17 protein-coding genes are annotated in these 21446 nt (G+C 73.2%); 5 read left to right on the top strand and 12 right to left on the bottom strand.

The window, feature by feature from the left end; translation table 11 throughout:
* Positions 1-278 precede the first annotated feature (278 nt).
* Both ACW62_RS09045 and ACW62_RS09040 read right to left on the bottom strand, forming a co-directional pair.
* Positions 279-1322: a LacI family DNA-binding transcriptional regulator gene (locus ACW62_RS09045; RefSeq protein WP_205629237.1), complete on the bottom strand. Its 1044-nt coding sequence runs from the start codon at positions 1320-1322 to the stop codon at positions 279-281.
* A 9-nt stretch (positions 1323-1331) separates the two neighbouring features.
* Positions 1332-3152 carry an MBL fold metallo-hydrolase gene (locus ACW62_RS09040; RefSeq protein WP_053203774.1) on the bottom strand — a complete coding sequence of 607 codons (1821 nt, stop codon included), beginning with the start codon at positions 3150-3152 and terminating at the stop codon, positions 1332-1334.
* 24 nt (positions 3153-3176) lie between these two features.
* Here ACW62_RS09040 and ACW62_RS09035 point away from each other — a divergent pair, with 24 nt between their 5' ends.
* A complete protein-coding gene (locus ACW62_RS09035; protein ID WP_083459530.1) occupies positions 3177-4835 on the top strand; it encodes a protein O-GlcNAcase in 1659 nt (552 codons plus the stop codon).
* 203 nt (positions 4836-5038) lie between these two features.
* Here ACW62_RS09035 and ACW62_RS09030 read toward each other — a convergent pair whose 3' ends face one another.
* From ACW62_RS09030 to ACW62_RS08990, 9 genes are all read right to left on the bottom strand, one after another.
* The gene (locus tag ACW62_RS09030; protein ID WP_205629236.1) at positions 5039-6553 is read right to left on the bottom strand and encodes an FAD-dependent oxidoreductase; all 1515 of its coding nucleotides are present in this window, start codon (positions 6551-6553) and stop codon (positions 5039-5041) included.
* On the bottom strand, positions 6550-8301 hold the full coding sequence (locus tag ACW62_RS35150) for an alpha-amylase family protein (RefSeq protein ID WP_053203771.1): 1752 nt from the start codon (positions 8299-8301) through the stop codon (positions 6550-6552). Before ACW62_RS35150 ends, ACW62_RS09030 begins: the two co-directional genes overlap by 4 nt.
* Entirely contained in the window at positions 8298-9659 is a 1362-nt protein-coding gene (locus ACW62_RS09020; protein WP_053203770.1) for a GH1 family beta-glucosidase, read from the bottom strand. Before ACW62_RS09020 ends, ACW62_RS35150 begins: the two co-directional genes overlap by 4 nt.
* Positions 9656-12169, bottom strand: a complete 2514-nt coding sequence (locus ACW62_RS09015) for a glycosyl hydrolase 2 galactose-binding domain-containing protein (RefSeq protein WP_053203769.1) — start codon at positions 12167-12169, stop codon at positions 9656-9658. Before ACW62_RS09015 ends, ACW62_RS09020 begins: the two co-directional genes overlap by 4 nt.
* Positions 12166-13065: a carbohydrate ABC transporter permease gene (locus ACW62_RS09010; RefSeq protein WP_157574559.1), complete on the bottom strand. Its 900-nt coding sequence runs from the start codon at positions 13063-13065 to the stop codon at positions 12166-12168. The genes ACW62_RS09015 and ACW62_RS09010 overlap by 4 nt, the downstream gene beginning before the upstream one ends.
* Entirely contained in the window at positions 13062-13958 is an 897-nt protein-coding gene (locus ACW62_RS09005) for a carbohydrate ABC transporter permease (RefSeq protein WP_053204022.1), read from the bottom strand. Before ACW62_RS09005 ends, ACW62_RS09010 begins: the two co-directional genes overlap by 4 nt.
* A gap of 70 nt (positions 13959-14028) precedes the next feature.
* On the bottom strand, positions 14029-15432 hold the full coding sequence (locus ACW62_RS09000; RefSeq protein ID WP_053203768.1) for an extracellular solute-binding protein: 1404 nt from the start codon (positions 15430-15432) through the stop codon (positions 14029-14031).
* 235 nt (positions 15433-15667) lie between these two features.
* Positions 15668-16303, bottom strand: coding sequence for a hypothetical protein (locus ACW62_RS08995; RefSeq protein WP_053203767.1), 636 nt, complete (start codon positions 16301-16303; stop codon positions 15668-15670).
* Positions 16288-17172 (bottom strand): hypothetical protein, encoded by an 885-nt coding sequence (locus ACW62_RS08990; protein ID WP_053203766.1) that lies wholly within the window; start codon positions 17170-17172, stop codon positions 16288-16290. Before ACW62_RS08990 ends, ACW62_RS08995 begins: the two co-directional genes overlap by 16 nt.
* A gap of 86 nt (positions 17173-17258) precedes the next feature.
* Here ACW62_RS08990 and ACW62_RS08985 point away from each other — a divergent pair, with 86 nt between their 5' ends.
* The 3 genes from ACW62_RS08985 to ACW62_RS08975 are packed head-to-tail and all read left to right on the top strand — an operon-like array spanning position 17259 to position 20136.
* Complete coding sequence (locus ACW62_RS08985) at positions 17259-18005, top strand: DeoR/GlpR family DNA-binding transcription regulator (protein WP_053203765.1); 747 nt, start codon at positions 17259-17261, stop codon at positions 18003-18005.
* Positions 18002-19540, top strand: coding sequence for a four-carbon acid sugar kinase family protein (locus ACW62_RS08980; RefSeq protein ID WP_053203764.1), 1539 nt, complete (start codon positions 18002-18004; stop codon positions 19538-19540). Before ACW62_RS08985 ends, ACW62_RS08980 begins: the two co-directional genes overlap by 4 nt.
* Positions 19537-20136, top strand: coding sequence for a class II aldolase/adducin family protein (locus ACW62_RS08975; RefSeq protein WP_205629234.1), 600 nt, complete (start codon positions 19537-19539; stop codon positions 20134-20136). Before ACW62_RS08980 ends, ACW62_RS08975 begins: the two co-directional genes overlap by 4 nt.
* Here the strand turns inward: ACW62_RS08975 and ACW62_RS08970 are convergent.
* On the bottom strand, positions 20111-21037 hold the full coding sequence (locus ACW62_RS08970) for an NAD-dependent epimerase/dehydratase family protein (RefSeq protein WP_053203763.1): 927 nt from the start codon (positions 21035-21037) through the stop codon (positions 20111-20113). The genes ACW62_RS08975 and ACW62_RS08970 overlap by 26 nt on opposite strands.
* Positions 21038-21150: 113 nt before the next feature.
* On the opposite strand from ACW62_RS08970, the gene ACW62_RS35145 reads away from it, so the two are divergent.
* Positions 21151-21446 (top strand): TetR/AcrR family transcriptional regulator (locus ACW62_RS35145; protein ID WP_205629233.1); only part of this gene is annotated, 296 nt, incomplete at its 3' end.

Genomic DNA, 21446 nt, shown 5'->3' with positions numbered 1-21446 from the left:
GCATCATGACAAGCGCACCCTGACCGAGTCAAGAGGGATCGTTCCCATACGTGCGTGGAGCGGATGCCGACGCGGCGTCGGCGGCATGGCGGGAGCGAGGCGGGTGGGGCGTGGACACGCAGCGACGAACGACGTTCGCGACGAGTGTCAGTGCCCGCCCGTAGGGTGGGGTCCCAACCCCAGCCGGGCGGGTCATGACTACGGGCCAGTGCACCGATCAGGTTCGGGCGACGAAGGCGGCCGAGGGGCCTCACCTCACGAAGAGACCCGAAACGCCGTCACACGGCGCGGGTGGACTGGCGATGCACGATCTGCGTCGGCATCATCACGGTCTCCGGGCCGGCGTCGGGGTCGGCGATGCGCTCCAGCAGCCGCTGCACCGCCGCCGCGCCCAACGCCGCCTCGTCCTGCGCGACCGCGGTGAGACCGGGCGTCACCAGGCTCATCCAGGGCGCGTCGTCGAAGGAGACGAGGGAGAGGTCGTCGGGGATGCGCAGCCCGAGGTCGTTGGCCGCTCGCCAGACGCCCTCGGCGAGGACGTTGTTGGCGGCGAACACGGCGGTCGGTCGCGATGACGGCCGGAGCAGCGCAACCGCCGCGGCGCGAGAGGCATCGACGTCCCAGCCGGAGGAGACGACGAGGTCGGGGTCGAGGGCGATGCCGGCCGCCGCCAGCGCCGCCTGGTAGCCCGCGTGGCGGTCGCGGCCGGTCGTCCACGTCGTCTCGTCGATGAACAGCGCGATGCGCCGATGCCCGCGCCCGATCAATTCCCCGATGACCTGTGCGGACGCCCGATGGTTGTCGACGACGACGGCATCGCAGGCGCCGGCCGCGAACTGGCGGTCGACCTCGATGACGGGGATGCGGTGCCGGGAGAGGTAGGTGGTGACGTCGGCGGAGACGGGGGTGACGACCACGCCGGCGACGCGGGTGGCGACGAACGTCTCGGCGGCCTCGACCTGGGCGTCCGCCGAGCCGCCGTCCTCAGCCAGCACGAGGCTGTAGCCCTGGGTGCGCGCAGCCTGGCCGACGCCGGCGGCGAGGCGGGCGTAGAACGAGTTGCGCAGGTCCGAGACGAGCACGCCGAGCGACAGCGAGACCTGCTGCTTGAGGTACCGGGCGGTGGCGTCGGGCACGTAGCGCAGGTCCTCGGCGGCGGCCAGCACACGTTCGCGCACGTCGGTGGCGACGTAGCCGCGCCCGGTCAGCGCCCGCGACGCCGTCGAGCGCGAGACACCCGCGGCGGTGGCGACGTCCTTGATGGTGGCCCGGCGCTTCAGCTCGGCCGCTCCCGTGCCGTCACCGTTGACCCGACGACCCACTGCGCCTCCTCACGGCTCGACGACGTCGACCAGCGCCTCGACGTGCTGGCCGAGCCGCAGCTCTCCGACGGTCAGATCGGCCGCGACCGGTGTGCGCCGGCGCGGCGTGCGGCCGGCCGTCACGTCGAACGCGACGGTGCCCTCGTCGCCCGCGGCCAGCGTGAGCACCTGCTCCGCCGGGTCCGCGGACCAGCCTAGCGGGATCACCATCCGCACGGTGACCTCCGCCTTCTCGGGCAGCGGGTTGCGGACGACGACGTCCAGCCGCTGGGTCGAGCCCGCCGCCACCCGGCTGCGGTACGGCGTGATCCGCGCGGCCACGCCGCCGGCGCCGAAGTCGACGGACTCCAGCGGCAGCAGCTCCTCGTGCAGTTCGACCAGCTCGTCACCCAGCTCCGTCAGCAGGGCGAGGTACGCGTCGTCGACCCAGCGCGGCTCCCAGTGCCCGCTCACCATCAGACCGGGCGCGACCCGACGGTAGAGGGCGGCGCTGCGCTGGTAGTCGCCGACCCGGAACAGGTTGCGGTACTGATAGTTCAGCACCTCGCGCCGGCCGCCGGGCACGCCCAGGTGCTCCTGCTGGTCGCCGGTCGCCAGCACCCGCACGCCGTCGACCTCGAACTCGAAGCCGGCGTGGTACAGCGTGTGACCAGGCAGATCGTGCACCGTGATCTCGTACTCGTGCCACCGGAACGACTCGCCGACCGGCAGCGACCGGTCCACCGGGATCGGGTCGTACCAGAGGCAGGGCAGGTCGTAGCGCTCCGGCTGCTCCAGGATCGGCGCGACCGTCGACGGCGCCCAGATCTCGGTCCCCTCGACGTCGCGCAGCAGCGGCAGCCCGGCCACGTGGTCGTCGTGGTAGTGCGTCGGGAGCGCCACCTCGACCTTCGTCACCCCGTACTGACGGCGCAACGCCGGCAAGGACGCCAGCCAGGGCCGCCGCGACGCGCGGCCGGTGCCCGACGGCAGCCCCGTCGTCATGTCGTAGCCGTAGTCGATGAGCAGCGCGTTCCCGGTCTCCGACAGCAGCACGTACGAGCAGGCGTTGCTGGTCCGGTTGAGCAGCAGGTGCGGGGTGAGCTCCCGGAACGGCGACTCCAGCCGTCCCCGCAGGTCCCAGGGGTGCGGACGGCGCGCGTCGACGTAGCGCTGCATCCGCTCGGCCAGCAGTTCCAGCGCCGCCCGGGGGTCGCGCATCGGCTCGCCGTGCGACGGCAGCAGCAGGTCCAGCGGCTGCTCGAGCAGTTGGTAGCAGGAGAGGACGGTCATCGCCGGCCCCTCGTTCTCGGTGTACGACCACTGCGTGGCGGCCAGCGACCACACCTTGCCGGGCGCGTGGATGAGGTCGCCGGTGAACGCGATGCCGCCGACCACGTACGTGACGGAGCCCGTCGTGTGCCCCGGCGTCGGCAGCACCCGCACCTCGACGCCGCCGTACGTTCCGGTGCGGTACTCCGGCGCGACGCCCGCGACCTGGACCGACGACAACAGCGAGAACTTGTCCTGCCGCAGGTTGTAGTCGTTCACGATCGGGCGTGACGCCCACAGGTCGTCGACGTGCGCGAACAGGTCCTGCTCGACCGGCGGCACATGGACGGCGATGCCAGCGGCGACGGCGCGCGGCAGGCCCTGGCCCTGGTCGCGGTGGTGGTGCGTCATGAGGATGTCGGTGAGCCGCTCGATGCCCATCTCGGCGAGGTGGTCGAGCACGGCGCCGGAGCCGAAGTCGACGGCGATCGCGTCGCGTCCGTTCGGCGATCGGACGACGTAGACGTTGCAGGTGTCGCGCACGCGGAACACCCCGGGTGCGACCTCACTCCACGACATGGACCCGATGGTATCGTTCCCACAATGTCTGATCCCCGCTGGCGCGTGGCCTCGCGGCCGGCGACCACAGCTCTGCTCCCATCGCCTCGGCACCTCCTGTTCACCGGCGGTGACGGGGTCAGCGTCGGCTCCGTGGTGGTCTCGGCGGACGAGCGGTGTTCGACCGCGGCCGCTGTCCTGGCCGGCCTGGCCACGACGCCCGGCGGGGCGTCGATCACCGTCGTCGTGGGGGTCGAACCTGGTGGCCCGGCCGAGGGCTACCGCCTGGTCGTCGACGGAGACCGCGTCACGATCACCGGGTCGGACCCGGCCGGCGCGTTCTACGGCGCCCAGACGCTCCGGGCGCTGACGGCGGACGGAGTGCTGCCTCCGGTGACCGTCGACGACCGTCCGGACCTGCGCTGGCGCGGCACGATCGAGGGCTTCTACGGCCCGCCGTGGTCGCACGCCGACCGGCTCGCGCACCTGGAGTTCGCCGGCCGGCACAAGCTCAACACGTACGTCTACGCGCCGAAGGACGACCCGTACCACCGCAAGCAGTGGCGCGAGCCGTACCCGGCGGCCGAGCTGGACCGCATCGGTGAACTGGTCGCGGCGGCGGGGCGGTCGCACGTGCGGTTCGTCTTCTCCGTCTCGCCCGGGCTCTCGATGGTCTACAGCGACCCGGCCGAGCTGGACCTGCTGCTCGCGAAGTTCGAGCAGGTCCGCGCTGTCGGGGTCGAGGACTTCGCGCTGCTGTTCGACGACATCCCGCCGGACCTCGAGCACGAGGCGGACCGGACGGCGTTCGGCACGGCGCCGGGCTCGTCGGCGCGGGCGCACGCCGCCGTCTGCCGCGCCGTCATCGAGCGGCTTGGCCGGCCGCTGATCATGGTCCCGACCGACTACGCCGGGGTCGAGGCGACACCGCACCGCGACCTGCTCGCCGCCGAGCTGCCGTCCGACGTGCTGGTGTGGTGGACCGGCCGCGACGTGGTCGTCGGCGACGTCGCGCGGGCCGAGATCGCCGCGGCGGCGCGCTCCTACGGACACGAACTGCTGCTCTGGGACAACTTCCCGGTGAACGACTTCGACTTCCCGCGGCTGTTCCTCGGCCCCCTCGTCGGCCGGACGACGGACCTGGACGGCGCGCCGCTGGCCGGGATCACGGCGAACCCGATGCCGCACGAGGCCGCGTCGCGGATCGCCGTCGCGACCGTCGCCGACTGGGCGTGGAACCTGGCCGCGTACGACCCGACCGCCGCCCACGAGCGCGCGCTGGACGCCGTCGGGGCGACGGAGGCGGTACGGACGCTGGCCCGCGCCTGCGCGTCGTGGCCGCCGTCGGCGCCGCAGGACCCGGAACTGTCGGCGTTGATCGACGCCACGCTAAGCGGTTCGGCGGCGGCCGGCGAGCAGCTGCGGGACCGGTTCGAGGCGATGGTCGCCGCCGCGCCGGACGGTGCCCGCCAGCCGGCCGACCGGATCGAGCACGAGGTCATGCCGTGGCTGGTCGCGTTGGCCGGCACCGGCCGGGCCGGGCTGGCTGCCCTGGCCGCGCTGGCGCCGTCCGCCGGCGCCGCGGAGCGGACGCAAGCGGCCGAGGCGCTCGCCGTCGCCGAGACACATGAGCAGCAGAACGTGCTCCGTACCGTGGTCCCGCCGTTCGTTCAGGCCGTCCTCGCCCGCCCGACCCGGCGTTGATCTTGGAGTAACGACGGAGTCTGGTCCGATATGTCCGGTTGATTCCGCGGTTACTCCAAGATCAACGGGACGGGCGCCGTCGGCGGGGCGCCGGAACGATCAGGTGACACACAACACCGTGGACGCGATCAGAGGCGCCGGCGAGCGCCATCCAGGGCACGTCGGCCGATGAGAGCGCGGCGGCCCGCCTGCAGGAACGCGGGTCAGGGGGCGAGCACCTGACCGCCGTGGTGCAGGGCCTCCTGCAGGCGGGCCACGTCGATGGGCTGGACGGGCCGCCCGGTCCGTGCGGCGTCGGCTGCGGCCAGCCCGGCGGCGTGGCCGAGAAGCTGGTACTGCACCTCCATCCGCACCGACGCGAACGCCACGTGCGACGCAGACAGGCAGACCGGGACCAGCAGGTTCGTGCAGTCGGCGTACCGCGGCACCAGGGCCCGGTACGGGATCGGGTACGGCCGCACCGGCACCGACAGGTAGCCCTCGGTGAACACCATGCCGACCGGCTTCGGGTGCTCGGCCACCCAGCGCCACGTGCGCTGCACCTCGCGAATGTCGACGTGGTAGGAGCCCATCGCGACGACGTCGTGCTGGGGCCGCGGCTCGGGCAGCAGGTCGTGCTCGGTCAGCACGTACTCGCCGAGCATCCGGCGCGCCTCGCGGACGTACAACTGGTGCGGCAGGTGCCCGGTGTCGGCGAACTCGTCGGCGGCGTAGCCCCAGCCCGCGAGCTCCGACCGGACGGACGACGGCACTGCCGGGTCGTGCGACAGGAACCAGAGGAAGTCCTGTGCGTGGTGCAGGTGGTGCCGCCGGATCCGCTCCCGCTCGTCCGGGCCTGCTGTCGGGTACGCCCACGCCGACCCGTCCAGCACGCTCAGCGAGAACGGGCCGAGCGAGTTCCCGTCGCACTTGCCGTTCGGCAGGTTCTGTTCCAGGCCGAGCAGCCGGCCGGCCCGCACCTCGACCCCGTCGCGGCGCCACCGGTCGAAGATGCGCCGGCCGAGCTCCCAGTGCGCCTCGTCGTAGCCGTCGCGACGGTGGAACGGCACCCGCGAGTCAGCCCGCGTCAGGCAGACCCGGTAGCCGTATGACATGACGCCGCCGTCGCCGCTCCCGACCGGAGCGAGCGGGCGGTCGTGCAGCTGCGGCAGCAGGTCGCCGTCGTCCGTGAACGGGGAGATCCACGGCGGGACGGTGTGCATACCGGGCACCAGCTCCTGCCGTCCGGCGTACCGTTCGCCGTACAGCGACCGGTCCTCGCGCCCGACGGCGTACGGCACGCCCGCCGCGGCGAGCAGGTCACCCTCGTACGACGCGTCGACGAAGACGGCGGCGGCCACGCTCGACCCGTCCGCGAGCGTCACCGACCGGATCGCCCCGTCCGCGGTGGACGCCGCCGCGAGAACGGCGCCGAAGCGGACGTCGGCACCGGCCTGCTCCAGCCAGCGCAGGTAGATCGCCTCGGCGACGTGCGGCTCGGGCCCGGCGTAGTGCCCTCCAGGTACGCCGTACCAATCGGCGATCGCGCGGCGCAGTTCGCCGGCCATCCCGCCGACCACCCGCACGTCGCCGACGTCGGTGTAGCCGAGCCCGCCCGACGTCATGCCGCCGACGTGCCGCCCCGGTTCGAGCAGGACGACGGATGCGCCGGCCCGGGCCGCGGCAACCGCCGCACACACCCCGCCGGACGTGGCGCCGTAGACGACGACGTCGGTCACGAGCGGTACTCCGCCCACGTGCGCGCGACCAGTGCGAGGTCGTCCGTGGTCAAGGCCTCGCCGGAGTTGTCGATCGACTCCACGTAGTACAGCGCCGGCACGCCCAGCCCGGCCTGCGCCTCGACGTAGGCGCGCCACGACGCGCGGTCCGGCATCGGCCACTGGTCGGTGTCGATCGGGTGCCCTGGCAGGGCAGCGCGCGCCACACCGTGCCGGAACCGCAGCTGCTCGACGACGGGCACCGGAGCGCCGGCGACGTCCCGCTCGAGCACGTCGTTGAGCCGGACCATGTCGGTGACGTCGCCGAACGACGGGTGCGGCGTGTGCGTGACGACCAGCGCGTCCGGCTTGGCCGCCTTCGCCGCGGCGGTCATCGTGGCCAGCAGCGTGTGCAGCGCGGCGATGCCCCACGGGCCGTCGGCGGCGCGCAGCGACTCGCCGGACGGCGCCCGCTGGGTGAAGTCGACCTTGAAGCCGTCGGCGTCCAGGCCGTCCGGGCCGAGCAGCTCGGCGACGATGCGGGCCAGCCGCGCGCGGTACGCCGGGTTCGCCACGTCGACGGCGACCGGGCGACCGGCCGGGTCGGTGACGCACTCGTCCGCGGGCAGCCCGGCCGGGTCCCATGCCTTCCACCACAGCAGCACGCGGCGACCGGCGGCGTGCTGCCGGGCGATCCAGCCGCGCAGGTCCGGCCAGTGCGCGGTGTCGACCCCACCGGTGCCGTAGGCGGATTGCCAGCGGTCGTCGATGACGACGGTGCCGGGCCGCACCCCGGCCGCGTCGAGCCGGCCGAGCAGGTCGTCGTACACCTCCTGCCGGGCGAGGTCCGCGGCCGGCACGCCGGCACCAGCAGCGGCGCGGGCGCACTGGGCGCCCCAGCCGCAGAAGATCGGCGCTGTCCACCAGTCCGGCCGTGGCCCAAGAGGCGGCGACGGCGCCAGGCCGCGCTCGACCAGATCGTCGCGGTAGTCGGCGAGCGCCTGCCACGGCGTCGCGGCCGGACGCAGCACGACGGACGGCGTGCGGACCTCGTCGCCGGCGACGGTGTGCCCCTCGTAGTCCAGCCGCAGCAGGAAGCCGCCGTCGAGCGGGTCGTACCGGACGGCGGTCATCGTCAGCTCGTGGACCGGCGCCCGGACGGACAGCCCCCACCAGGGCCCGTCCGGCACGTCTGTCGCGCCGTCGGCCGGGCGGGAACCCAGCGCCCAGCACAGCGGCGGCGGCGAGAAGATGCCGTGCAGCCGGCCGGGCTCCGCGTCGCCAACGACGCCCAGCGACGACGCCGCGCTCGACGGACGGACGACGTGTACCGGCTCGGTCGGCGCCGGGCTGAACAGCGACACGAACCGGATGGCGGACCGGAACGTCCCGGCCGCGCCGCTGCGCAGGACCGCGCGGCCGCCGAGCAGCGTCACCTCGCCGAGGAGGCGCTCCCGCCCGCCGGACGCCGTCGCCCACACCTCGAGCTCACCGTCGGTGCAGCGCACGTGCACGGCCTTGCGCCCCCACACCGCGCTCGCCGCCTCGACCACCAGCTCCACCGTGTCCGCCGACCGGGAGACGATCCGGGCCGGCGCGACGTCGTACGACTCGTCCCGTCCGCCGACGACGTCCATGCTCGCCAGCAGCGACAGCTCGGTCCACACCCGGCCCTCGGCGTCGCGGAGCACGGCCCGCGGCTGCTCGGGGTGCACCTCCAGCCGGTACCCGGCTCCGGTCACGACGGTCCCGTCCACGGTCAGCGTCACGCGTCCTCCTCGATGCCGTCCAGCCCGCCGGCCGCGACGATGCGGGCGTAGAGCCGGCCGGAGTCCTTCACCGTCCGGCGCCCGGTCGGGTAGTCGACGTGCACCAGCCCGAACCGCGGCCTGTACCCCAGCGACCACTCGAAGTTGTCCAGCAGCGACCAGTGCAGGTAGCCGCGCACGTCGGCGCCGGCCGCCATCGCCTCGCCCATCGCCCGCATGTGCGCGCGCAGGAACGCCTGCCGGCGAACGTCGCGCACCCGCCCGTCGTGCAGCGGCGCGTCGCCGAACACGCCGCCGTTCTCCGTCACGACCAACGGGAACGGATAGTCGCGGTGCAGCCGGAGCAGCAGGTCGCGGAACGAGTCCGGCGCGATCTCCCAGCCCTCGTCGGTGCGGGCGACGTCGCCGGACGGCCCGACGACCCGCCACGGGAACGGCCCCGGCGGTGCGGCCGCCATCACGCGGCGGGTGTAGTAGTTCACGCCGAGGAAGTCGCTGCGCCCGGCGATGGCGTCCTCGTCGCCGTCGCGGATCTCGCTCAGCTCCCGGCCCAGCGCGCGCTCGTAGTGCTCGCGCATGTCGGTGGGGTAGCCGCGGCCGGCCAGCGGGTCGAGGTACCAGCGGTTGACGTAGCCGTCGGAGCCCACGGCGGCCGCGGCGTCCTCGTCGGACGGCGTCGCGGGGTCGCACGGGAACAGGCTGAGTGCCGCGCCGACGCGCGTGCCCGGATGCTGTCGCAGAACGTCCGCACCGGCGCCGTGTGCGAGCAGCACGTGGTGCCCGGCCGTGACCGACGCACCGAGGTCGCGGACGCCCGGCGCGTGCAGCCCGAGCTGGTAGCCGAGCAGCGCGATGATCCACGGCTCGTTCTGCGTGATCCACCACTCGACGCGGTCGGCCAGCCGACCCGCGACGGCCGTCGTGAACTCGGCGAACGCGTCGACGCAGGACCGCGCGATCCAGCCGCCGTCGGCCATCAGCGCCTGCGGCATGTCCCAGTGGTTCAGCGTGAGCACCGGCGTCACGCCGCAGGCCAGCAGCGCGTCGACGAGCCGCTCGTAGTGGTCCAGCCCGCGCGGCTCGACCCGGCCGCGGCCGTCGGGCATGATGCGCGACCAGCCGACGGAGAACCGGTAGGCGTTCAGGCTCAGCGACGCGATCAGCTCGACGTCGTCGGCCCAGCGGCGGTAGGAGTCGCTGGCCAGCGAGCCGTCGCCGCCGCCCTCGATGGCGCCCGGCCGCCGGGCGAAGACGTCCCAGACCGACTCGCCCCGGCCGTCCACGTCCAGGCTGCCCTCGATCTGGTAGGCCGAGGTGGCCGCGCCCCACAGGAAGTCCGGCGGGCAGCGGAAGGTCATACATCCTCCAGCACGACGGGTTCGGTGTTCCACGACTCCAGCAGCAGCCGCCGCGGCCCGGTGTCGTGCCGCCACTCGACGGTGAACGTGCGGCGCTCGCCGGGCAGCAGCGGCCGCGGATCGCCGTCGACGAGAGCCCAGCCGGTCGACTCCGGCGGCCGGTCGTCGCTGAGCTGCAGACCGATGACGGCAGGTCCGGCGGTGTGCGCGACCTCCACCGATTCGCCCCGACGTTCCACGTGGAACCAGATCGTGGCGGGCTCGAGGTCGAGCAGCGGGGTGAGGTCGGACGCGGTCGACAGCGGCAGGCACTCCCGGTCGACGAGCCGGCCGTCGGCGTCCGACCAGATCAGCTCCGCGAGCACGAGAGTGTCGGGCGGCGGGGCGTCGACGACCAGCCGGCCGGCCGGACGTGGCGTGTCGACGGGGTCCGCGACCGGCCAGCGTTCCTCGGCCAGGACGACGCCGGAGACGTCGAGCAGCCGGGCAGTCACGGTGCCGCCGCCGGCGCGTCCCGGCGACGACCAGAGCCAGGCCTCGACGGCGACCGGCTCACGCCCGAAGGCGAGCCGCGCCAGCCGGGCCGTCACCCGCTCGGCCCGGTACGCGCGGGCGACCGCGTGGTACGCCGGCTTCGGTTCGCCGGCGTGATCGACGACGGCCGTACACCAGGCGTTCGGGTACGACTCCGCCAGTTGCCACGGCAGCACGATGCTCGACCGCGGCCACCGCCGCCGGTCCGCCTCCACGGCGTACGCCAGCCCGCTGGCCTGCAGGAACTGGCTAGCCCGGCGGAACGCACCGGGCGTGCCGAGACGCCCGCCGAAGCACTCCTGAACCAGCGTCGCGTTGTTCCACCAGTCGCCGAGGTGCCGGTAGACCGGGTTGCCACGGCCCACTGGCCAGCGGTCGTCCGGCGGGACCAGCGCGGTCCACAGCCGCCGGTTCGCCATCCCCTCGACGCCGAACTCGGTGTGCGCCAGCGCGCTGCCGCCGTTGTACAGCGTGTAATGCGCCGTGAGCCCCTGGTGCTCCCACGGCCCGTGCACGTCATGCCCGCCGTCGCGGAAGTGGAAGCGCGGCCCGGTCGGCGACGTCGGCAGCCACGACCGGCCCGGGTCCAGCCGGGCGACCTCGTCGCGCAGCGCCGCCAGCGCGGGGGAGCGGTCGTCGGACAGCAGGCCGACGTCGTCCTCCAGCTCGTTGCCACCACCCCACAGCAGCAGCGACGGGTGCTGCGTGCGGCCCGGCACGACGGCGGCCGCCTCGGCCCGCAGGTGCTCGACGAACGCCGGGTCGTCCGCCGGGGCGCTCTGCATCCCGGAGCTGGACTGGGAGAACTCCTGCCAGACGAACAGCCCGGCGCGGTCGCACGCGGCGTAGAACGACGGCGTCTCGATCAGCCCGCCGCCCCACACCCGCAGCAGCCGCGCCCCGGTCCGGCGGGCCAGCTCGACCAGGTGCTCGACCTTCGCGTCGGTGATCTCGCCGTACAGGGCGTCGGCGGGCGCCCAGTTCCAGCCGGTCAGCTCGACCCGCCGGCCGTTGACGACCGCGGTGTAGGGCAGCGCGCCGAGCGACGCACCGGCGTTCGGCGCCAGCACGGCGTGCCGGAACCCGGTGACCACCCGGCGCACCGCGTCGCCGGCCCGCACGACCACCTCGTACAGCGGCTGGTCGCCTAGCCCCTGCGGCCACCACAGCGCCGGCTCCGGCACGACGACGGACCCGGTCAGCGACCCGTCCGCGCCGACGGACAACGGCCCAGCCGCGACCACCTCGCCGTCGAGCCGCACCTCCATGACGGCGTCGGCCACGGCCCCCGACACCCGGCCGGACACCTCCACCGTCGCGGCCGCCAGGTGTGGGGACACCGCCGGGCGCACCGACACGTCCTCCAGCTGCCCGACGCCGATCTCCAGCCGGACGCCGCGCCAGATGCCCTGGTGCACCAGCCGCGGGCAGAAGTCCCAGCCGTAGCCCATCCGAGGCGCGTGCACCCGGACCCGCTCAGTGCGGCCCACCTGCGGCTCTGTCACCGGCGCCGGGTCGACGACGACCGCCAGCCGGTGCGAGCCGCCGTCCGCCACCAGCGCCGTCACGTCGAACCGGGCGGCCCAGTACAGCCCGCCGACCCGGCCGACCAACGTGCCGTCCACGTACACCGCCCCGCCCGGGTCCACGCCGTCGAAGCACAGCGCCGCCCGCGACCCGTCCGGCAGCGGTGCGACCTCGAACGTCCGCCGGTACACCCACGACCGCGTGCTCACCCACTCCGCGGCCCGCGAGTTGCGGCCCGCGTACGGGGACGGCAGCTCGCCGGCCCGGACCAGGTCGCCGATCACGGCGCCCGGCACCCGGGCCGGCAGCCACCCGGGCGCGAGCGCGGCCGCACCGGCCACGGCGCCGGCGTTGTTGCGCGCCGTGACCGGCTGGTCCACGAACCACTGCCAGGTGTCGCCGAGCGCCTCCCGTACCGACCACGAACCGCCGAGGTCGACCGTCGTCACCCCTTGCTGCCGGTCGTCGCGATGCCCTGGACGAAGTGCCGCTGGCCGAGGAAGAACAGGATGATCATCGGGATCGTCGTGATGACGCTCGCGGTGACCACGATCTCCCAGTGCCACTCGCCGCCGAAGCCGTACTGGTCCAGCAGCGCCTTCAGACCACGCGGGACGGTGAAGTTGTCGCTGTCGCGCAGGTAGATCAGCGGCCGCATGAGGTCCGTCCATGCCGCCTGGAACTCGAAGATCAGCGTGATGATCAGCGCCGGTTTGCACAGCGGCATGGCGATGCGGGTGAAGATCCGCCAGTTGTTGGCGCCGTCGATCTTGGCCGCGTCGAACAACTCCCGTGGCAGCCCGAGGAAGAACTGTCTGAGCAGGAAGATGTAGAACGCGCTGCCGAACAGGTTCTGCGCCCACAGCGGCGTGAGCGTGTCGACCATGCCGAGGCTGTTCCAGATCAGGAACTGCGGGATCATCGTCACCGCGCCGGGCAGCATCATCGTCGCCAGCACGATGCCGAACAGGAAGTTGCGGCCGCGGAACCGGAAGTACGAGAACCCCCACGCGACCATCGCGCTGCTGACGGTGACCGTGACCGCGGCCAGCACCGTCACCAGGACGGTGTTCCACAGCCACAGCGCCATCGGCGCCTCGTGCCACACGTCCAGGTAGTTCTGGAAGGTGAACGTCTCCGGGATGAGCTTGTTGTCGAAGACCTCGCCGCGTGGCTTGAACGACGCGCTGAGCAGCCAGATGAACGGGTAGATGAAGACCAGCGTGGCCAGGATCAGCGCCGTCCAGATCAGCGCCTTGACCGGCGTGATGCGGCGGCGGCGCCGGGGCGGCTTGGGGACGGTCTCGGGCTCCGCCGGGGTGTCGAGCCGCGTGTCTGCCGTCATCGCTGCTCACCTTCGTAATAGACGAACCGCCGGCTGACCTTGATCTGGATCGCGGTGAAGATCATGATGATCACGAAGAGCAGCCAGGCCATCGCCGAGGCATAGCCCATGTTCAGGAACTCGAACGCCTGGCGGAACAGGTAGATCACGTAGAACAGCGCCGCGTCGTTGCTGTAGGTCGTGTTGCCCGACCCGAAGAACGCCGTGTACGCCTCGGTGAAGGTCTGGAACCCGGCGATGGTGTTGACGATGAAGATGAAGAACAGCGCGCCGCTGATCATCGGGACGGTGATCTTCCGGGTCTGCTGCCACCAGCTGGCGCCGTCGACCTTCGCGGAGTCGTAGAGCTCCTGCGGCACGTTGCGCAGCGCCGCCAGCAGGATGATCACCGACGACCCTACCGACCACAGGCTCATCAGGATCAGGCCGGGCTTCACCCAGTTCGGGTCCGTGGTCCACGCCGGCCCGTCGATGCCGAACCAGCCGAGCACCCCGTTGATCAGACCGTCCTGCCCGTTGAACAGCAGCAAGAGCAGGATCCCGACGGCCACCGGCGGCGTCATCTTCGGCAGGAAGAACGCCGTGCGGAAGAAGCCCGCCGCCCGGCCGGCCTTGTCCAGCAGCAGCGCGAGCGCCAGAGACACCAGGCAGTACAGCGGCACTTGGATGACCGTGAAGATGAACGTGTTCCACAGCGCCGTCCTGATCTTCGGGTCGCGGAACAGCTCCTCGTAGTTCTCCAGCCCGACGAAGTTCGGGCTGTTGATCACGTCGTAGTCGGTCAGCGACAGGTAGCCGCTGTAGATGATCGGCCACAGCGTGAAGATCAGGAACCCGACGATCCACGGGCTGATGAACAGCAGCGCCGCACGCGTCTCCCGCCGGCGGCTGATGCGGCGCGCCCGGGCCGCTCGGTCATCACCGAGCGTCCCGGACGCGTTGACCTGCGTCGACGCCAAGGCGTCAGCCCTCTTCCCGCTCGTCCCAGGTCGACCACGCCTCGTCCAGCGCCGCCTGTGCCTCCTCCTGGGCCTGGGCCAGGGCGTCCGCGGGCTCCTGCTGCCCGTTGAGGACGCGGTTGACGCCGTCCTGCCAGGCAGTCTTGAACTCCGCGTCAGCCGGGTTGGCCGGCAGCGTGAACGTGTGGTCGTTGGCCTCGTAGGTGGCCTGGACCGCCGCGTCCCACTTGGCGTCGCCGCTGGGCGTGACGAACTGGTCCTGGATCTGCTGGTCCGCCTCGGCGTTGCCGGTGAGCAGGCCGGTGAACGGCTTGCCCTCGGCCTCGCGCAGGTCGACGCGGGCCTGTGCGGCGGCGATCCAGCTGTCGGTCTCGGTCATCGTCTTGATGAACCGGCAGGCCGCCTCGGGGTTCTCGCTGCCCTTCGGGATCGCCCACGCCGAGCCGGACGCGTACGCCAGCGGCTCGCCCTCGCGGTCGCGGACGGTGTCGAAGGCCATCGGCGCGTCCGGCGAGACGTCGTTGAGCACGTTGACGTACCACTGCTCCATCGGCATCGCACCGAGCACGTTGGTGGCGAACTGGTTGCCCGCGCCGAAGAAGTCGGCGGAGTCGCGGTACGCCTTCACCGTGCCGAAGCCGCCCTGGTCGTTGTAGATGCCGACGGCCCACTCCAGCGCCTCGACCACCTTCGGGTCGTCCAGCTGCGCCGTCCGGCCGTCTTCGGAAAGCAGGTCGGCGCCGTTGGCCTTGGCCCACAGCGGCAGGAACTCCGGCAGCTTGCTGTCGTAGCCGATGACGGAGAGGGAGCCGCCGCTGCCGACGTACATCGCCTGGTTGGCGGCGGTGATCGCATCCCAGTCCGAGCCGTTGACGTCGTCGAGCGTGAGCCCGGCGGCGGCCAGCAGATCGGCGTTGGCCTGGGTGATCTGGACGGAGTTGAACTCCGGGATGCCGTAGACGCTGCCGTCGAAGCTCACCTGGTTCAGCGCCGGCTCCAGGTACATCGAGGTGTCGATGCCCTCGCCGTCGATGCACTCGTCCAGCGGGATGATCGCGCCGCGCGAGGCGAACGTGCCGATCTGGTCGCGGTTCGCGTAGACCAGTTCCGGCGGCTCGCCGCTGGCGATGGCCGACAGGAACTGCTGGATGTCGAGGTCGCCCTCGATCAGCTTGACCGTCGCCGGAGCGATGGCCGCGCCGGCCAGGTCGACCCGGGTCTGGCCGATCTCGTCGCCGGCGCCGAACCCCATGACGTCGAGCTCACCGCTCAGTTCCGCTTCGGGGTCGAACGTGGTGCCGCCACCGGTCTCGTCGTCGGACGAATCGCTGGTGCCCTGAGCGCACCCGGCGAACACCAGGCCGGCCGTCAGCGCCAGTGCGCTCCACCTGACGGCTGCTGTCTTCATGGACCGTCCTCCACTCCAGAGGGAGGCGCCGGCAAGCGGCGCCCGAACGTCTGCAGCGACGTCCGGGAAGGAGCGTCGCGTTGTCCGCAAGTACGCGCCGTTCCGGCCCGAGGCCGGGGTACGGCTGGCTCCGCGCCCAATGTGGCATCGTTGCCATGTGAGAACGTACCCACACTCTCCCACGCCGTCAACGGCTCTGGCCTAACGAAACGGAAACGCGCGGTTCCTCCGCAGGTCAGACCCGTGTGACGAGCTCGACGAGACGCCGCGTGGCCAGCTCGGGCGAGCTGAGCACGGGCGTCGCCGTGCTGCCCGCACGGCCAGCAGCGGCGGCCATCGACGCCTGCGCCAGGACGACGACGTCGACGCGCCCATCCCACCGTCGGATCGCCGCCTCGGTGGTCCCCGTCCCGTCGATCAGCTCCGCCTCGACGGTGACGGCGCGGCCGGCCTGCCGCGCGCTGCGGTGCAGCAGCCGCTCCGTCGGGCCGAGCGTCGACGCGACCGTCGCGAGGACGGCCACCCGGCCGCCGTCGCCGGCCAGCTCGATGGCGCGGTCGGCCATCCCCTGGTCGACCCGCAGCACCGGGAGGTCCGGCTCCGGCACCTGCTCGGTCGCCTCGCCCAGCGTCGAGCAGGTCACGAGGACGCCGGCGACACCACGGCCACGCAGGTGGGCGACGTGCGCGGCGAGCCGGTCGACGACCTCGGGTCCGACGCCACTGGCCAGCGCCGTCCGGAGCAGCCAAGGGTCGACGACGTGGATCGCTTCGACGTCCGCCGGCGCCGCGTCCGTCACGAGGTCGTCGAACGTCGCCGCGAGCGCCGGGACGGTGTGCACCAGCCCGAGCCGCGTCACGTCGTCCACCACGGCGTCGCGTGCTCGTCGACGATCTCGGTGAGCCGCCGCAGCCGGGGCGCCGAGCGCGCCGCCAGCTCCGTCAGCGGGCCGCCGACCACGTCGCTCCACAGCGCCCGGCCGGCCAGGAACCCGGACGCGCCGGCCCGGCAGGCCGCCTCGACCGCTGCCGGGAAGCGGTCCTGCCGCACGCCCTGCGACAGCACCACCCACGGCCCGGTGACGGCGTCGTCGAGCGCCCGGCAGGCGTCCAGCAGCGCGGCCGGATCGCCCTCACCGGCGCTCGGCACCTGTGCCTTGTACAGGCTGGGACCGAGCGGCGACAGTTCGCGGGCGGCCTCGGCGATCGCCGGGTTCAGGTCCCACGTGCCGCGGCCGAGCTCGTCCGGGGTGGCCCGTACGACCGGCTCCAGCACGGACAGCACGCCTCGCTTCCGGGCCTGCTCGACGAACTCGAGTGCCAGCTCGACGCGCCGCTCACGCAGCTCGTCCCGGCGCCAGATGACCAGCAGCTTCACGGCCGCGACGCCGTCCAGATCGCTGCCCTCGGCGACGAACGCGGGGTCGAGCGCGGTCTCCTCAACTGGCCCACCGTCCTCCTGCGTCAGGGCATCGACGGCGAGGATCAGCCCGCAGCTCTCCGGCAGCAGCCGGTCCCGCCGAACCTGGTCGAAGCCGTAGTGGCGGTCGATCAGGAAGCCCGACGCCAGTGGGCCGAGCTCGCGGGCGACCGCGAGCTTGAACGCCGTCAGCACGTCGTCCGGCGGTCGCCCGGCGCCCGCGTCGTCGAACATCGTGCGCAGGCTCTCGCGCTGATCCATCGCGACCATCGCGAGGCCGCCGCCGGGCCGCGCCAGCGCGTCGAGAGTAGGTTCGGTCATGGGTCGAGTCTGTTCGGAGTCGAACAAACTCGTCAAGAAATGTTGGCTTCTTGACATTCTCGGTTCTGGACCGGTTGGCTGGAGGCGTGCGCTACACCGACGCGCCGCGCCGGCGCGACGAGCTGCTGAGGCGGCTGCGGGCGGCCGGCTACCTGTCCGCGGCCCACGCGGCGGCCGAGCTGGACGTGTCGGAGATGACGATCCGGCGCGACCTGCGGCAACTGGAGGTCGACGGGGTCGCGGTGCGGGTCACCGGCGGCGCGCGGCTGCCCGACGGCGACGGCGTGCCGTTCGAGCTGCGCACGGACCGCTTTGCCGCCGGGAAGGCCGCGGTGGCCAGGGCGGCGGCGGACCTGCTGCCGCCGGGTGCGACGGTGGCGCTGGACTCCGGGACGACGGTCGCCCGGCTGGCCGAGCTGCTGCCCGCCGGGCTCACCGTCGTCACCCATTCCGTGCCGGTCGTGACGGCGTGCGCGGCGCGTCCGGACCTGCGGCTGATCGGGCTCGGCGGGGTGTTCAACCCGGCGACGCGGTCGTTCGGCGGGCCGGCGGTGCGTGCTGCACTGTCGGACATCGTGGTGGACCTCGCCGTGCTGTCGGCGACCGCCGTCGGGCCGTCCGGCGTGTTCTGCGCCGACCCGTACGACGCGGAGACGAAGCGCGCGCTGGCCGCGGCGGCGCGGTCGGTCGTCGTGGCGGCCGACGGGTCCAAGCTGGCGGCGCGGGCGCCGATCCGGTTCGCGCTCCTGGACACCGTGTCGACGCTGGTCACCGACGCGTCCGCCGACGTCGCCGCGGTGCGGGCGGCCGGGCTCCGGGTGATCCAGGCGTGACGGTGCTGCGGCTCGGCGTCGTCGCCGACGACGTGACCGGCGCCTGCGACCTCGCCGGCGTCGTGACGGCGGCCGGCCTGCCCGCGTCGGTGCTGTTCGGCCCGCCGTCGCCGTCGGACGTGCCCCCGGACGGCACCGCGTGCGTCGTCGTCGCGCTGCGGACCCGGACGGCGCCGGTGGCGTCCGCCGTCGCGGAGTCGGTGGCGGCCGGGCGCTGGCTGCTGGCGCATGGGGCGCGGCGGCTGTACCAGAAGTACTGCTCGACGTTCGATTCGACGGCTGCCGGGAACATCGGGCCGGTCGCCGACGCGCTGGCCGGCTTGGTCGGTGGCCGATCCGTCGGAACGCCCGCCACGCCCGCCGTCGGCCGGACCGTCTACCAGGGCCACCTCTTCGTCGACGGGCGGCTGCTGTCGGAGTCGCCGCTGCGCGACCATCCCCTGACCCCGATGACCGACGCCGACCTCGTCCGGCTGCTCTCGGCCCAGACGCCGCGGTCGGTCGGGCTCGTGCGCTGGCCCGCGGCGGGGGTGGCGGTGTCCGAGACCGCCGAGCACGTGCTGCTGGACGCCCTCACCGACGCCGACCTCGACCGGCACGCCGCCGCCCTCACCGACGGCTCCGACCTCCTCGGCGGCGCCTCCGGCCTGGCCGCCGCACTGGCGCGGCAGTGGGCCGGATCGGCGCCGCCGCCCGAGACGGTGCCTGGCCATCCGGCCGGCGACGTCAGCTTCGGCGACACCCGTTCCGGCGATGTCCGTTCCCGCGACGTGAGCTTCGGCGATTCCCGTTCCGGCGACGTGGGCTTCGGGGACGTCGATACCCTCGACGTCCGTTTCGGCGACAGTGACACCCCGCCCGGCCGGGTGGGAGGCCCACCCTACGGGCGGGCACCGACACACTCCGCCGCCGCGACGTCCCAGCGACCGGGTGGCCGCGTCGTGCTGGCGGGCAGTTGCTCGAGGCGGACCCGAGAGCAGATCGCCGCGTTCGACGGACCGGTGATCCGGATCGCCGTCGACGACCTCGCCGCCGACCCGGCCGCACACCCCGGCGACGACCCAGCCACAGGCGCCCCAGCCCACGCCGTCGACCACCGCACAGCCGCCACCCACGCCGTCGACAACCGTACGGCCGCCACCGCCCGCGCCGTCACGATCGCCATCGATGCCGCATTGGCGGCGGTCCACAACGGCCCGGTCGTCGTCACCACCTCGCTGCCACCCGAGGAACTACGCGCCGTCCAGGAGCGACACGGCCGGGACCGAGCCGCGGCGCTGGCCGAGCGGGCCCTCGCCGAGGTCGCCCGCGCGCTCGCCGACGCGGGCGTGCGCCGGTTCATCGTCGCCGGCGGGGAGACGTCCGGCGCGGTGACCGAGGCGCTCGGGATCAGGCAGGTGCGCATCGGCGCGCAAGTCGCGCCGGGCGTGCCGTGGACCGTCAGCGCCGGGCCGCGGCCTGTGGCGCTACTGCTGAAGTCGGGCAACTTCGGGCCGCCCGACTTGTTCACGACCGCCTGGGAGGTGGGACCGTGATCGAGGTCGACGCGCTGGTCGCGGGGTGTCGCCGGCTGGCAGCGCTGGGGTTGTCGCCGGGCGGGTCCGGCAACGTCAGCGTCCGGGTGGGCGAGCAGGTGTTCGTCACACCGACCGGCAGTGCGCTGAGCCGGGTGACCGACGCCGACCTGGCGGTGCTGTCGCTGACCGGCGAGCCACTGTCCAGCGCACGGCCGTCCAAGGAGTTCCCGCTGCACCTGGCCGCGTACCGCGTGCGGCCGGACGCGCGGGCGATCGTGCACCTGCACTCCGTCCATGCCGTCGCGGTGGCCTGCCTGGACGAGCCGCTGCCGACCCTGACGCCGTACCAGGCCACGCGACTCGGGCCGCTGCCGCTGGTGCCGTATGCCCCGCCGGGAAGCGCGGCGCTGGCCGAGGGCGTCGCCGTCGCGCTCGCCGACCACCACGCGGCGCTGCTGGCCAACCACGGCAGCGTGGTCGCCGCGGCCGACGTCGACCTGGCGGCCGATCTCGCCGAGGAACTGGAGTCGGCCGCCCGGCTGGCGCTGCTGCTGCGCGGATTCCCGTACCGCGAGCTGCCGTCGTCGATCAGCGCTGGGCCTGCCACCAGCTGACCGTGGCGGCGACGGCGTCGTCGAACGGGGTGGGCCGCTGGCCGAAGGTCGTCTCGAAGGCCGACGAGTCGATGACGAACGACCGAGTGAACTGGTAGCGGGTCTCCTTGAGCTCGCGCAGCATCGGCACGGCCAGCCCCACGACGTCCTGCGCCCAGTACGGCAGGCGGCGGATCCGCGCCGGCGACGTGCCCGCGATCGAGGCCACCGCGTCGGCCAGCCGGCGGGCGCTGAACGGCGCCGCCGTCGGGACGTGCCAGGCCCGGCCGTACGCGCGCTCGTCGCTGCCGGCCGTGGCGAGCGCGGCGGCGACGTCGTGGACGTAGGTCCAGCTGCGGACGACGCCGGGGTCGTGCAGGTAGGTGGCGGGCTTGCCGGCCAGCAGCGGCGGGAGGAACCGGTCGCCGACGTGGCCCTGGTCGCGTACGCCCGGACCGTAGTAGTCCGACGCGCGCAACTCGGTCATGCGGATGCGGCCCGCCGCGTGCGCCGCCAGCGCGTCCGCCCACATTCGCGCCCTGACCTGCCCCTTCACACCGCCTCCGGTCAGCGGCAGGTCCTCGGTCATCGGGCCGTCGACCGCGCCGTACGGGTACAGGTTGGCCAGCGTCGTGAGGACGGCGCCCGTGGTCTGCGCGGTGCCGAGCATCGCGGCGGCCATCGGCGGCCAGTCCTGGGTCCAGCGGTGGTACTGCGGGTTCGCACAGTTGTAGAGGACGTCAGCGCCCCGCGTGACCCGGGTCAGCCGGGCCTCGTCGGCGGCGCTGGCCGCGACCTTCGTGACGCCGTCGGGACCCGACCCGGACCGGCTGACGACGGTGACCTCGTGGCCGTCGGCGACGAGGCGCTCGGCCAGCAGCCGGCCGATCTGCCCGGCGCCGACGATGACGTGCTTGCCCATGACCTGCTCCTCAGTGTCTGTCGCTCTGTTCCGAGAGCAATGCTCTCTGTTTGGAGTGCGCTTGTCAAGAGCATCGCTCTCCGTTCGGTGCGATGCTCTGCTAAGGTGGCGCCATGAACGCCGGACGCACCGCACGTGAGCGCGCCCGCGCCGAGCTGACCAGGGAGATCGCCGAGATCGCCCGGCGCCAGCTGGGCACCGAGGGCGCGGGTGGTCTCAATCTGCGTGCCATCGCCCGCGAGTTGGGCATGGTCTCGTCGGCCATCTATCGCTACTTCCCGAGCCGCGACGAGCTGCTGACCGCGCTGATCATCGACGCGTACAACGCGGTGGGCGAGGCGGTGGAGCGGGCCGACGCCGACTGCGACGCCGGCGACCACCCCCGCCGGTGGCGGGCGGTCTGCCACGC

The organism is Jiangella muralis, from assembly GCF_001270745.1.
GTDB classification, from domain to species: Bacteria; Actinomycetota; Actinomycetes; order Jiangellales; family Jiangellaceae; genus Jiangella; species Jiangella muralis.
This window is presented reverse-complemented; position numbering and strand designations above follow the sequence as displayed.

Excerpts from the sequence above, each read along its gene's own strand:
- ACW62_RS09040 (WP_053203774.1), bottom strand. The coding sequence starts at position 3,152 with ATGTCGTGGAGTGAGGTCGCACCCGGGGTGTTCCGCGTGCGCGACACC.
- ACW62_RS09035 (WP_083459530.1), top strand. The coding sequence starts at position 3,177 with ATGTCTGATCCCCGCTGGCGCGTGGCCTCGCGGCCGGCGACCACAGCT.
- ACW62_RS09020 (WP_053203770.1), bottom strand. The coding sequence starts at position 9,659 with ATGACCTTCCGCTGCCCGCCGGACTTCCTGTGGGGCGCGGCCACCTCG.
- ACW62_RS09010 (WP_157574559.1), bottom strand. The coding sequence starts at position 13,065 with ATGACGGCAGACACGCGGCTCGACACCCCGGCGGAGCCCGAGACCGTC.
- ACW62_RS09000 (WP_053203768.1), bottom strand. The coding sequence starts at position 15,432 with ATGAAGACAGCAGCCGTCAGGTGGAGCGCACTGGCGCTGACGGCCGGC.
- ACW62_RS08990 (WP_053203766.1), bottom strand. The coding sequence starts at position 17,172 with ATGACCGAACCTACTCTCGACGCGCTGGCGCGGCCCGGCGGCGGCCTC.
- ACW62_RS08970 (WP_053203763.1), bottom strand. The coding sequence starts at position 21,037 with ATGGGCAAGCACGTCATCGTCGGCGCCGGGCAGATCGGCCGGCTGCTG.